Source organism: Vibrio sp. D173a, assembly GCF_030248475.1.
In genome coordinates this window covers 1-13,516 of the sequence record NZ_JAHGAH010000163.1, presented here as the reverse complement: position 1 = coordinate 13,516, position 13,516 = coordinate 1, and the positions used below count along the sequence as shown (strand labels likewise).

General features: G+C 46.5%; 10 protein-coding genes and 1 tRNA gene. 7 read left to right on the top strand and 4 right to left on the bottom strand.

Going from position 1 to position 13,516, the window contains the following annotated elements:
* Window positions 1–53: 53 nt before the first annotated feature.
* Window positions 54–1,364: a branched-chain amino acid transport system II carrier protein gene (brnQ, locus tag KIV40_RS16765; protein ID WP_285350320.1), complete on the bottom strand. Its 1,311-nt coding sequence runs from the start codon at window positions 1,362–1,364 to the stop codon at window positions 54–56.
* 832 nt (window positions 1,365–2,196) lie between these two features.
* On the opposite strand from brnQ, the gene KIV40_RS16760 reads away from it, so the two are divergent.
* From KIV40_RS16760 to KIV40_RS16745, 4 genes are all read left to right on the top strand, one after another.
* Complete coding sequence (locus tag KIV40_RS16760) at window positions 2,197–3,207, top strand: TAXI family TRAP transporter solute-binding subunit (protein WP_285350319.1); 1,011 nt, start codon at window positions 2,197–2,199, stop codon at window positions 3,205–3,207.
* A gap of 88 nt (window positions 3,208–3,295) precedes the next feature.
* Window positions 3,296–5,419: a TRAP transporter permease gene (locus KIV40_RS16755; RefSeq protein WP_285350318.1), complete on the top strand. Its 2,124-nt coding sequence runs from the start codon at window positions 3,296–3,298 to the stop codon at window positions 5,417–5,419.
* A gap of 8 nt (window positions 5,420–5,427) precedes the next feature.
* A complete protein-coding gene (lhgO, locus tag KIV40_RS16750) occupies window positions 5,428–6,660 on the top strand; it encodes an L-2-hydroxyglutarate oxidase (RefSeq protein ID WP_285350317.1) in 1,233 nt (410 codons plus the stop codon).
* A gap of 149 nt (window positions 6,661–6,809) precedes the next feature.
* Complete coding sequence (locus tag KIV40_RS16745; RefSeq protein ID WP_285350315.1) at window positions 6,810–7,331, top strand: GrpB family protein; 522 nt, start codon at window positions 6,810–6,812, stop codon at window positions 7,329–7,331.
* A 46-nt stretch (window positions 7,332–7,377) separates the two neighbouring features.
* On the opposite strand, the gene KIV40_RS16740 is transcribed toward KIV40_RS16745, so the two are convergent.
* Complete coding sequence (locus KIV40_RS16740; protein WP_285350313.1) at window positions 7,378–7,785, bottom strand: cystatin; 408 nt, start codon at window positions 7,783–7,785, stop codon at window positions 7,378–7,380.
* A gap of 169 nt (window positions 7,786–7,954) precedes the next feature.
* Here KIV40_RS16740 and KIV40_RS16735 point away from each other — a divergent pair, with 169 nt between their 5' ends.
* Both KIV40_RS16735 and KIV40_RS16730 read left to right on the top strand, forming a co-directional pair.
* Complete coding sequence (locus tag KIV40_RS16735; protein WP_285350311.1) at window positions 7,955–9,199, top strand: NADH:ubiquinone reductase (Na(+)-transporting) subunit B; 1,245 nt, start codon at window positions 7,955–7,957, stop codon at window positions 9,197–9,199.
* A gap of 296 nt (window positions 9,200–9,495) precedes the next feature.
* Window positions 9,496–10,896 carry a tryptophanase gene (locus KIV40_RS16730; RefSeq protein ID WP_285350310.1) on the top strand — a complete coding sequence of 467 codons (1,401 nt, stop codon included), beginning with the start codon at window positions 9,496–9,498 and terminating at the stop codon, window positions 10,894–10,896.
* 92 nt (window positions 10,897–10,988) lie between these two features.
* Here KIV40_RS16730 and KIV40_RS16725 read toward each other — a convergent pair whose 3' ends face one another.
* Window positions 10,989–11,600 carry a DUF2913 family protein gene (locus KIV40_RS16725; protein WP_005432556.1) on the bottom strand — a complete coding sequence of 204 codons (612 nt, stop codon included), beginning with the start codon at window positions 11,598–11,600 and terminating at the stop codon, window positions 10,989–10,991.
* A 29-nt stretch (window positions 11,601–11,629) separates the two neighbouring features.
* A tRNA-Leu gene (locus KIV40_RS16720) sits at window positions 11,630–11,713 on the bottom strand.
* A 561-nt stretch (window positions 11,714–12,274) separates the two neighbouring features.
* On the opposite strand from KIV40_RS16720, the gene KIV40_RS16715 reads away from it, so the two are divergent.
* The gene (locus KIV40_RS16715) at window positions 12,275–13,483 is read left to right on the top strand and encodes a NupC/NupG family nucleoside CNT transporter (RefSeq protein ID WP_005432553.1); all 1,209 of its coding nucleotides are present in this window, start codon (window positions 12,275–12,277) and stop codon (window positions 13,481–13,483) included.
* Window positions 13,484–13,516 lie beyond the last annotated feature (33 nt).

Below are 13,516 nucleotides of genomic sequence, written 5' to 3'. Positions count from 1 at the left end.
ACTTAGGAAGCCGTTTTTTGTTGAGGTACTTATTTGTTAAGGTACTTGCCAATCTAGGCTTGGTTCACCAACTCGGCTTGTTGTTGGCTTGCCTTGCGGGTAAATACTACGCCCACAACCACCATAGCGATCGTCGGAACAATCCAACTTGCAAAGTAGTGGTACAGCGGCATATTGCTGTCTAACCATTGGTTTGCCGCTTCTGGCATGTAACCTAGGATGTGCAGCGCATCAACGCAACCAAACACTAGAGCAGTGAACGCCGTCGCTACCACCATGAACTGTGACATCTTGTTGCGCACTGGTGCCATGATCATCAATGCAATCGCCACTGGGTGAAGCACCACAACTGCAGGCAATGTGATAGCCAATAGTTGCTCCAGACCTACGTTAGCAATCAAACCTGCCAACACCATGGTCGTAATAACGCAGCCTTTGTAGTTCACTTTGCTGAAAGTGTTGTCGTAAAACTCACTACCTGCTGTGGTTACGCCGATAGCAGTAGTCAAACAAGCCAATACCATTACGGCACCTAGCAATAGTGAACCAAACGCACCAAAGTGGTTGAAGGTGAACGCCGTTAGGATATCGCCACCGTTACTGAATTCAGAACCTAAGTATGAGCTCGTCGAGCCAATGTAAGCCAATGAGATGTAAACAAATGCCATCGCAACCGCGTACATCAAAGCGGCGATTAGCGTGTATTTTGCGGTGGCTTTCGGACAATCTACCCCCATGCTGCGAATCGCACGGAAAATAATCCAACCAAAACCGATAGAGCCTAGCGCGTCCATTGTCATGTAGCCTTGGGTTAAGCCTTCAGCAAATGCGCCAGATACGTATGGACCTGTTGCTGTGGTTAGTTCGCCAGCAGGGTAAACCAATGCGGTCACAGACATGATCACCAAGATAGCCATCAAAGCAGGAGTTAAGATCTTACCTAGGTTGTCGACCAATTTGCCCGGGTATAGCGCAAACAAGATGGTGATAACACAGAAAGCAATTGTGAAAGGCACCAAAGCGGCATCACCAAACATTGGTGCAAAGCTAAATTGGTAAGCCACAGTAATCGCGCGTGGAATCACAAACGCAGGGCCAATCACGATAAACACCATCACCCAAAAACTGGTTGCCAAAGGTTTAGGTAGGGCAGTGGTTAGTTTGTCTGAACCGTTAACGATAGCCACCATTACTAGTGCCATTGCAGGCAGACCTACGCCCGTCAAGAGGAAGCCAGACATCCCGCTCAGAAAGTTTTCACCTGCTTGATAACCCAAAAATGGAGGGAAGATCAGGTTACCCGCGCCTAAGTACATGGCGAAAGTCATGAAGCCCAAAGCGGCGATATTGCGTGCGCTTAACATTGTTATTCCTCTTATGTTTCGCTTGGAAGAAACTGAAAGGAATGGGAGGAGTATGTGGTGTTCCCGTCAGCTTTTTCTCAAGCTGACAGAAAGTTTAGATATAGCCTGTCAGCTCTGAATCAGTTCCAGAGAGAGCAGGAGGATCGCAGCAGTAACGCCAGATGGGCGTTTTAAAGCGAATTGTGATTGCGCAGTTGCTGACATGGATGATCCTTAATGACGAAAAAATACCAAGGAATACGTTTGCCTTGGCGTGTTGTTACCCTAACGAACATGGGGCCATTGGCACAACCCCGAAGAAGAAAATAAGTTGATACGGTCAATGTTTGTTTCCGAACTGGTGGATCGAACTGGTTTTAAATCCAAAATCAGAATAAATGACTTTTCATTTCTGTAACATTGCTTGTTTTGCTGTATTTTTGTGCTATTTGTAGTCATTTAGGCTGCAAAGCTCCGCCGATAAAGTGAGCAGTTTAGAATGATGCGCTTTTTCTTCTTATTGTTAAGACGCTTTAGCTCCGGTTCAGCCCAAGAGCTCATCGGCAAAATATTGCTCATCGGCAAACGGAGCATTTTTTCATTCCAGATCACATTTCATTAACCTTTTGCTGTGTAGTTGCACAAATTTATCCTCAGAAATAGGCAATATCTTGCTTATTGCTTTGTTATCAAATCAGCATGATTTTGCTCATTTATACGGGGTCTTGATTTTTATCTCAATAAATACAACAACTTAAAAGTTGGCATTTCTATTGCTCTAGGCTATTTGTTGTTAATGAGGGTTTAATGCCTTGTAAATCAAAATCGTGAAACGACTACACGGAGAGTAATAATGAAAATGAATAAGCTGGTAAAAGCTTTAGCTGTCGCTGTGACTTCTTTTGGTATTGCTGCTAATGCAGTAGCGGAAGAGCGTAGCTACATTCTTGCAACGGCATCGACAGGCGGAACTTACTACCCAGTGGGTGTAGCACTGGCGACATTAAGTAAAGTGAAATTGGCACCTAAACATCACTTCTCCCTTTCTGCTATTAGCTCTGCTGGATCTGGTGAAAATGTCAAACTGTTGAACGAAAACGAAGCCCAGTTCGCGATTCTGCAGGGCTTATACGGTGCGTGGGCTTGGTCTGGCGAAGGCCCTTATGAGAAGAGTGGTCGCCAAGAGCAGCTGCGTTCAGTCTCTATGCTGTGGCAAAATGTTGAGCACTTTATTGTTCGCTCTGACCTAGCAAAAACGGGCACGGTGACAGATCTAAACAACCTAGATGGTAAGAAGTTCTCCATCGGTAAGAAAAACTCTGGTACAGAGAATTCTGGTCGTCAAATCATGAAAGGTCTGAATGTCGACCCAGATAAATTCAATCTAGCCTACATGGGCTACGGTGGTAGCGCGAGTGCGCTTCAAAATGGCACTATTGACGGCATGAACACGCCAGCGGGAGTCCCCGTTGGGGCGGTCACTCAAGCTTTTGCTGCGCTAGGTAAAGATATCTCGATTCTTTCGTTTACTGACGAACAAATCAAAGAGGCGAATGGCCACTACAAACTTTGGACGAAATACGAGATCCCAGCCAACACCTACCCAGGTCTAGACAAGCCGATCACGACTATCGCACAACCAAACTTCTTGGCCGTTCGTGAAGATATTTCGGAAGAAGACGTATACCAGCTAACCAAAGCAATATACGAGAACTTGCCATTCCTACAAGGCATCCACAAAGCAACAAAAGCAATGGCAATGGAAAAAGCAATTGCTGGCTTGCCAGTACCTCTTCACCCAGGTGCCGCGCGTTACTACAAAGAAATGGGCATCGAAATCCCATCAGACCTAATGGCGAAATAACGTCAGCTCGCCCCGAGCATTGGCTTGGGGCATCTAATCCCTACAAACGATTTAAAACGAAAAAAGCCGCTAGAGCTTGGAGTATAAGATGAGCGACTCAATAGAGAAGGAATTGCAGAAGTTTGAGCTGCCCACGCGCACAGACTTTCCGTGGGTAACGACCACAATTACAGTGTTTGCCGTGGTGCTATCTGTTTTGCACATTTGGTTTAATACCTTATCGACGTTACCGGAGTTATGGATTTCTGCCACTCACTTTGCTGGTTTTGCAGTAATTTGTGCGCTTTGGTACCCAGCCCATATCTCTCTCAAGCAGAGTAAGATTGCACTGGGCGTCGATGTGTTGATTGCCATGGGGGCCGTCGCGTGCTTGCTCTACATTCCTTATGCCGAAGACGCGCTGTACGAACGCGGTGTGAAGTTCGTGACCAGCGATTGGGTGTTCGCCATCTTGGCCATCTTGATTGTTATCGAACTGATTCGACGTACTATGGGCTGGTTTATTCCAGTGCTGATTGTGGTGTGTTTAAGCTACGTTGTGCTTTGGGGTAAGTGGGCAACCGGTATTTTCCACTTCCCGGGTTTGAGTATGGAAACTTTGCTTTACCGCAGTTTCTATTCTTCAGAGGGCATGTTCGGTTCTATTTCACGCATCAGTTGGACTTTTGTATTCATGTTCATTCTATTTGGTGCGTTTCTTGTTCGCTCTGGCGTCGGCGATTACATCATCAATGTGGCACGTGCGGCGGCTGGCAAAATCATCGGCGGTCCCGGTTTTATCGCAGTAATTGGCTCGGGCTTGATGGGCTCCGTATCTGGCTCTAGCGTGGCAAATACGGTTTCAACCGGTGTTATCAGTATTCCTTTGATGCAAAAAGCGGGTTTCCCTTCGCGCTTTGCTGCGGGCGTTGAAGCAGCTGCATCGACAGGTGGTCAGTTGATGCCACCAGTGATGGGGGCGGGTGCTTTCATCATGGCGTCTTACACGCAAATTCCTTATGTTGATATCATCGCGGTTTCTTTCATTCCAGCTCTTATCTACTTCTTGTCTGTGGCGTTCTTTGTGCGTATCGAAGCTAAACGCAGCGGCGTTCAGAAGATCACGACCAGCGATGAATCTCTACTCAAAGTCGTAGTCAGCGGCTGGCACAACCTTATTCCGCTCGCTGTATTGGTTACTCTTTTGGTCCAAGGCTTTACGCCAACTTACGCGGCGGGTCTATCGATCATTTCTGTCGTGGTGGCTTCTTGGTTCTCAAAAGATCATAAAATGGGACCAAAAGCGATCATCGAAGCGCTTTCACAAGGTGCGAAAAATATGGCGACAACCGCCGTATTGCTTGTGGGTATTGGTTTGGTGGTCAACGTGATCAGCACCACGGGCATCGGTAACACGTTCTCATTGATGATCGACGGCTGGGCGAATGGCGACTTGTTCATTATGATCGTTCTTATTGCGCTCGCCTCTCTGGTATTGGGCATGGGGTTACCAGTAACGGCGGCTTACATTGTTTTGGGTACACTATCTGCCCCTGCACTGTACAAGTTGATTGCGGAAAACCAATTGCTTGAATTAATGGTGTCGGGTCAATTGCCAGAGCAAGCAAAAGCGATCTTTATGTTGGCGGCGCCAGAAAAGCTAGAACTGCTTAATTCACCAATGGCGTTGGAAACTGCAAAAGAAATGGTGGCGTTAGTGCCCGCTGACTTTATGGAAACCCTACTAGAGCAAAGTCTGGGTATGGAAGCGGTAGGCTTAGCACTGCTGGCTGCTCACCTAATTATCTTCTGGTTATCGCAAGACAGCAACGTAACCCCTCCAGTGTGTTTGACCGCTTTTGCTGCGGCAACCATCGCAAAAACACCGCCAATGCGCACCGGTTTAATGGCGTGGAAAATCGCCAAAGGTTTGTATCTTGTGCCGCTACTTATTGCCTACACAGGCTTGGTAAGTTGGGATGTGACGTCAGTGATTACCGTGGGCTTCTTTGCCATCATCGGTACCTATGCATTGATTGGTGCGATTGAAGGTTACTTGGAAGGTCCTCTAAACATTCTGCTGCGTCTTGTGTTGATTGTGGTGGGTACATTGCTGGTTTGGCACGACATCCCAATGTTGGTTCGTGTGGCAAGCTGCGCGGTATTTGTCGCGGTGTTCATTTACAGTGGTCACAAGTTCAAATTGCAACAATCTCAACTATCGGTTTTATAAGAGGTCGCATGAAATCAGCCTATGACTACATCATTGTTGGTGGCGGTATCGTTGGTGTGTCGACAGCATGGCAACTTCAACAACGTCATCCAGACAAATCCATTTTATTGGTTGAGAAAGAGTCCGGTTTTGCCAAGCACCAAACCGGACACAATAGCGGCGTGATTCATGCCGGGGTGTACTACGCACCGGGCAGCTTAAAGGCAGATTTTTGTAAGCGAGGGGTAGAGCGAACCATTTCGTTCTGCGCCGAGCACGATATTCCGGTGGAGAACTGTGGCAAGTTACTGGTTGCTACCAATGAGCAAGAAGTCGAACGTATGAATGCCCTCTATGAGCGCTGCCATGTCAACGGCATCGACGTAAAGCTACTCGATGAAGTTCAACTCAAGCTGGCTGAGCCAAACATCACAGGCTTGGGCGCGATTTATGTCAAAACCACCAGTATTGTCGATTATCGTTTGGTCACTGAGCAGATGGCGGAAGAGTTCCAAAAGCTCGGTGGTCAAATCAGCCTGAGAACCAAAGTAGTGGCTGCCGATGAGAAGGATGAAGAAGTCCAACTTACCTGCATTTCAGACGGTCAAACCATGCAGCTCAATACCAAGTTCTTGGTTACTTGTAGTGGCTTGATGGCGGATCGCATGACTAAGATGATGGGTATTCTAACCGATTTCCAAATCATCCCTTATCGCGGCGAATACTACCGTTTGGATAGTAAGCACGACCAAGTCGTGAATCATCTTATTTACCCAATCCCAGATCCTGATTTGCCTTTTTTGGGTGTTCACCTCACTCGTATGATTGATGGTAGTGTGACCGTTGGTCCAAATGCGGTACAAGGCTGGAAGCGAGAAGGGTACGATAAGGTCAACTTTAGCCTGCAAGATACCATGCAAATGCTCAGCTTTTCAGGTTTCTGGAAGGTGACACAAAAGCATCTAAAAACCGGATTGAATGAGCTTAAGAACTCGTGGTGGAAGCCGGGCTATCTCAAGTTGGTCAACAAATACTGCCCAAGCATCAAGGTCGAAGATCTCAAACCATATCCTGCGGGTATTCGCGCGCAAGCGGTGTTATCTGATGGCACTTTGGTTCATGACTTCTTGTTTGCCGAGAGCGCAAGAAGCCTGCATGTTTGCAACGCACCCTCTCCCGCAGCGACATCTGCAATGCCGATTGGGGAGTACATTTGCGATAAAGTGAATGAGAAGATAGAGGCAAAAACCGAGGCGGTTTAACAGTAAAAAGCCAAACTAGAAGTACCCCAGAAAAATAATGACTTTGTTTGTTAGGTTATTAGTGTCGGGTGTGCTGGAAGTTTGGCTTTTACTTTGGTGATTGGATAATTTCCTTCTTATGATATTTGGGTTTATTAGGAGAGGGATGGATGAAATTAGGTTTAGCCAATCACAAAGTCGACGTTGTTAAACATGACCCTGCATGGCGACAGGAGTTTGTGCGTTGCCGCTTTGAACTTGCGTTAATGACGGAGATACCGCTAACTCAAATCGAGCATATTGGCAGTACTGCCATTATGAATATGCCTGCCAAACCTATTATCGATATGGTGCTAGGTATTGAGCACTTTCCTCATGTTTCTCCAAAACTGATTGATGCACTGAAAAGTGTTGGATTTCTGCGGTTGAAAGTGGAAAAGCAAGATGAGATTGTCTTTGCGAAGTTCACCGATGATTCTTATCAAGTCAAAACACACTATCTGCACATCACTCAGTATCAAGGACATTTGTGGCGAGACTGGATTCAATTTCGAGATAGACTAAATGGAAGTGCTGAGCTTAGAAGCGAGTATCTAACTCTAAAGTTTTCTTTGGTGGAGCAAGCTGAAATAACCATCGAAAAATATACGGATGCAAAAGCCGAGTTCGTAAAGAAAGTCATCTCGACATAAAACAAAGGCGACTAAACGGTCGCCTTTGCTGTATTTGGAAGAGCCGTTAAGACTCTCCACCTTTAGGGCAAAGTTCACCTTTCTTGGCATGTCTCTCGATCATGTAATCGCCGCGGGCACTGTGCAAAACAATCGCATTCCAAACTTGCCCATCTTTAAGCTCAAACTCCATCGCATAGTGTATACCGCCTACAACTTGGGTTCTCACATCATTGATTTGTTTTAGCTTATCCGTGACATTCATTTGATACAAAATCATACTGAGAGAGCGCTCAGCATCTGGGGTGACTTTCGCTACTTGCCACCCTCCTGGAACGCCACCTTGTGCGCCGCATATCGCTTGCATTTTCTTTTTCAAAGCCGGTGAAATTTGTTTGTCGACTGCTGTTGCGCTGTTAGCGAATGGAAGCGCGGTAATCGCCACAATGGTCGTCCACATCATCCTTAACTTCATAAATTCACTCCGTTGTTTTGTTATTGATTGAGTATAAGCACGACTTTCACGGTTTACATAATTGCAGGGAATTACGGACGAACTTGTAGATACGGAACAGAAGAGTGAAAAGAGTAAAAAAAGATCGCTTTTGAGTGGCACTCGTAACATTTCTAAAGGAGGAGACGTTATGAGTCTGAAGCATTATTTTGAGAAGGTCTCACCAAAGTTTGAACCGGGAGGCCAATACCAAAAGTTCTACCCACTTTTTGAAGCTGTCGAAACCCTTTTTTACACGCCGGGTAAAGTGAATTGCGGCGCTACTCATGTTCGAGACAGCATAGACCTAAAGCGGATCATGATTATGGTGTGGCTAGCCGTTTTCCCCGCGATGTTTTGGGGCATGTACAACATAGGGCAGCAATCCAGCGACGCTTTGCTCTACGGTCTTGACCAAGCAGCAGCGCAGCAAGCCATTGATGCCTCTTGGGGGCTAAGCTGGGTTTGGGGTTCGGTAGAAGTCGCGAGTCAAGCCGGTTGGGCAAGCAAAATGCTTGTTGGCGCGACCTATTTTCTGCCTGTCTACGCGACGGTATTCATCGTTGGTGGTTTTTGGGAAGTTCTGTTTGCCATCGTCCGCAAACATGAAGTGAATGAAGGCTTCTTCGTGAGCTCCATTCTGTTCTCATTGATTCTGCCGCCAACCATTCCACTGTGGCAAGCCGCGTTAGGTATCACTTTTGGTATTGTGGTAGCGAAAGAAATCTTCGGTGGCACGGGGCGAAACTTCTTAAATCCGGCACTAGCAGGGCGAGCCTTCTTGTACTTTGCTTATCCCGCCAACATGTCTGGCGGTGTTGTTTGGGTTGCGGCAGATGGTTACTCTGGCGCTACACCGCTGAGCCAATGGTATGAAGGTGGTCAGAGTGCCTTGACGAACAACATGACGGGGCAGTCTATCTCATGGATGGATGCGTTTGTTGGCAATCTGCCCGGTTCGATGGGGGAAGTCTCTACCTTACTTATTGCGCTCACAGGTTTAGTACTGATCTTCATGAAGATCGCTTCGTGGCGAATTGTTGCAGGGGTCTTTGTTGGCTTAGCCGTAACTTCGCTACTGCTTAATGCGATTGGATCGAATACAAATCCCATGTTCTCTATGCCGTTCTACTGGCACTTCGTGATCGGTGGTGTTGCGTTTGGTACCTTCTTTATGGCGACAGACCCAGTATCCGCTGCGTTTACTAATGGTGGTAAGTGGGCTTACGGTATCTTGATTGGTGTGATGACGATATTTATCCGCGTACTCAACCCAGCCTATCCGGAAGGCATTATGCTAGCGATTCTGTTTGCCAACTTGTTTGCTCCTTTGTTCGACTACATGGTCAAAGAGAACAACATCAAACGCAGAATGAAAAGGGCAAGACCTTCGTAAAATGAGGTGAGCTTCACTGAAATTTGATTGAAAACTGCACTATATTGAAAAGGTCAGAGACATGGGGTTTCTGGCTTTTCTTTTTATCAGGAGGACGAAGACGATGAGAATTAAAGATATTCTCGATAGCCGTTTGGTGCTGTCGTTCTGGTACAACCTAGACTACTGCTTGTCTCTTCTTAGTAAAATCTCTGCGCGTTAATTTCCTCAATGCTCCCGCATTGAAAAGCAATTTGTCAGTTTGTTTTTAATCTTACGCTTAAATGCGTAGGGTCATGCGTATAAGGAAATTAACAATGAAACGTATCCCAGAACCGTTCCGTATCAAAATGGTTGAGCCAATCAAAATGACGACCTTGGCTGACCGAGAAGTTGCCCTTAAACAAGCGGGCTTTAACCCATTTCTTCTTCGTAGTGATGATGTCTACATCGACCTACTGACTGACTCTGGTACAGGTGCTATGAGTGACAATCAGTGGGCAGGTATCATGATGGGCGATGAGTCCTATGCAGGCAGTCGTAACTATTACAACTTGTGTGACGCGGTAGAGCATTTCTTTGGTTACAAGCTCACAGTGCCTGCGCACCAAGGTCGCGGGGCGGAGCAAATCCTATTCCCTGCTTTGATTGAACGTATGCGTCAGGTTCGCGGTGGTGAAACGCCCGTATTTATCTCGAATTATCACTTCGATACCACTGCGGGCCACATTGAACTCAATGGCGGTAAAGCGATTAACGTAGTGACGGAAGAAGCGTTTGATACCTCCACGCCATACGACTGGAAGGGTAACTTTGACCTTAATAAGTTGGTGGCAACCATTGAAGAACATGGTTCTCATAACATCTGTGCGATCATCACAACGGTCACGTGTAACAGCTCTGGTGGTCAGCCTGTGTCGATGGAAAACATGCGCAGCGTGTACGAAATCGCAACCAAGTACGACATCCCTGTGGTGATCGATTCGGCTCGCTATTGCGAGAACGCTTACTTTATCAAGCTGCGTGAAGCGGGTTACGAGAACAAGTCAATTCTCGAAATCATTCGCGAGATGTACCAATACGGTGACATGCTCACCATGTCAGCGAAAAAAGATCCGATGGTGAATATTGGTGGTATGTGTTGTATTCGCGATCATCAAGAGCTTTTCCAAGCGGTTCAAACACGATGTGTACCGATGGAAGGCTTTGTCACTTACGGTGGTATGGCAGGTCGTGATATGGAAGCCTTGGCTCGCGGATTGTATGAAGGTGCGGATGAAGATTACCTTCACTACCGCATTAGCCAAGTGCAATACTTGGGTGAGCGTCTACGCGAGGGTGGCATTCCAATTCAATACCCAACAGGTGGTCATGCCGTCTTTGTTGATGCGGCTAAGATTCTGCCACATATCCCACCAGAGCAATTCCCTGCACAAGTGTTGTGTAATGCTTTGTACTTAGAGGCGGGAATTCGAGCGGTAGAGATTGGGTCACTGTTGCTTGGTCGCGATCCGGAAACCGGTGAACAAAAAGCTTCAGAACTTGAGTTGATGCGTTTGACCATTCCACGTCGTGTGTACACCAACGATCACATGGATTACATCGCTGATGCGATCATCGAGTTGAAGAATCGTGCTCATGAACTGAAAGGATTGACGTTTGAATACGAACCACCAGTACTTCGTCACTTCACAGCTCGTTTCCGCGAACTGGATTAATAATTCTGTGGGTCGTTAATGACATTGATAAACGTTAATTAAGCAAAAAGCCGCGAATTTCGCGGCTTTTTTTGATTTATTTGAGTGTCGTATTACGCCAAATCTAGCGTTATTCGCACAAATTGCTCGTCTTGGTACAGCACTTCGTAATTGAAGGTATTGCTCGCGTATATACTGCCTAGGAACAGAGAGCGTTGACTCATAGGGCCACGGAAAAGCATCGAAATAGGTGCGATTAGGGCGTTATTATCGTCGAAGTGTTGGTTTAAGTTATCAGACAGCACACACAGCAAACAACCGTGTTGGTCGTGAGATAAGTCGACATCTTCAGGACGAGATAGCATTACCGTCGTGCCTAATTTTTTCTCGACTTCGTTGATCAGCAGCAGGTAGCTATCAAGGTGAGGCTGCGGGTTACCAGGTTTATCGGCACCTACACAACGTTCAAGTAAAGCTTCTAAATTGCCATTTTCCCCTTTTGCTTGTTGAGTCAAAGACTTTAATGGCTTTTTAATCAGTTTGTAGCGATTGCTTTTGAGCTTAGGCTTAAGCCACTTTTGCAATAGATCGTTACGTTCTTTAAGGGGAAGCATTCGCGATGATGCGTGGATTTTGAAGTGCAGGTGTAATAAGGCGTGCACCGCGAGCTCGCTAAGTAGTTGGTTAGCGTCAGCGGATTGTTTTGCCTGTTTAGAACTTTGCATTACACTCTAAATTCTTTGAAAGAAAGGAATGGTGCCGAGAGAGGGACTCGAACCCTCACACCTAAGGCACTAGCACCTCATGCTAGCGTGTCTACCAATTTCACCATCTCGGCATCATGATGCTCTGAATACACAGAGGCTTCTGAATGAAGCGTTCCAAATTGTATATCCAAAATCCATAGATTGGCGAGAGTAAAATTGCTCATTTTTGGTCTTTGGTGTTTAACTGAACATTTATTGTTCGCTTTTGGCGGTTTTACCATTACTTGTCCTCTCAATACCCCTATTTTCCCTACAAGTATGACCACAAAATGGCATCTTTGCTTAAATAATGAACGCTTGAACGTTTGCGTAAATAAATGTGATGAAACTCTCGTTTTGATGGCTATACTTGCGACCCGTTTAAGCGGGAATTAGGGTTCGTTGTTCAGGACCCTTACCCATACAAGCCGTCACATGGAGCGGGATGAGTCGAGAACTCTCCAGCAGTGAATGACCCCACGGACCGGACCAGCTACGTTCAATTGCTTGTATAAGGTAAAAATAAGATGTCGAACTATCCGTTCTTCCTCCAATCTGGATCTGCGAGTGCGCTGTCACTCGATGCGTTGTCCCTTTCTTCTGCCAATGCTTTTGGCGTTCCTTTCTTTTTCAACGTTCAGTAGGTCCGATTCATGAGTGTTCTATTTAGTCTATTTGGTATTGTTGCACTGTTAGGTTGTGCGTTCCTGCTGTCAGAGAGCCGTTCTTCAATCAATTGGAAAACCGTGTCTCGTGCATTGCTGCTTCAGATGGGTTTTGCAGCCTTAGTGCTTTACTTCCCATGGGGACAAGCGGCGCTAGCCAGTTTGAGTAATGGGGTTGCAGGGTTATTAAGTTTTGCCGATGAAGGCATCAAATTCCTCTTCGGTGACCTTGCTTCTACAGGCTTCATCTTCGCGGTTCGCGTTCTTCCTATCATCATCTTCTTCAGCGCTCTTATCTCTGCCCTTTACTACTTGGGTATCATGCAAAAAGTGATTCAATTTATCGGTGGTGCAATCCAAAAATTCTTGGGTACCAGCAAAGCTGAATCTCTTGTTGCGACAGGTAACATCTTCCTCTCTCAAGGCGAATCGCCACTTCTTATCCGCCCTTTCTTGCAAAACATGACTCGTTCAGAACTGTTCGCCGTAATGGCAGGTGGTATGGCATCAGTCGCGGGTAGTGTTCTAGGTGGTTATGCAGGTCTAGGTGTAGAGCTTAAGTATCTAATCGCAGCGAGCTTCATGGCTGCTCCTGGTAGCCTTTTGATGGCGAAAATCATCGTGCCAGAGCGTCAAACGCCAAGTGATTACAACAACATCGAGTTGGATAAGTCTGAAGAGAGCAACGTGATCGACGCGCTAGCAAGTGGTGCGATGGGCGGTATGAAAGTCGCGGTTGCGGTAGGTACAATGCTGATCGCGTTCGTGAGTGTGATTGCAATGGTGAACACGGGTCTGGAAAACCTAGGCGAAATGTTCGGCTTTGCGGGCATCACGCTACAAGCGATCTTTGGCTACCTATTTGCCCCTCTCGCTTGGTTAATCGGCGTTCCGGGTCACGAAGTATTAGCGGCAGGCTCTTACATCGGTCAGAAAATCGTAATGAACGAATTCGTTGCATTCATCGATTTCGTCCAACACAAAGCAACGCTGACTGAACATACGCAAGTGATCATCACGTTTGCATTGTGTGGTTTCGCGAACATCGGTTCTATTGCCATTCAACTTGGTTCTATTGGTGTAATGGCACCTGAGCGTCGTAAAGACGTAGCGAACATGGGTCTGAAAGCGGTAGCGGCTGGTACGCTAGCGAACCTAATGAGTGCATGTTTGGCGGGTATCTTTATCTCGCTATAAGGAACGCCACCACATAAACAACCATTCAAAACC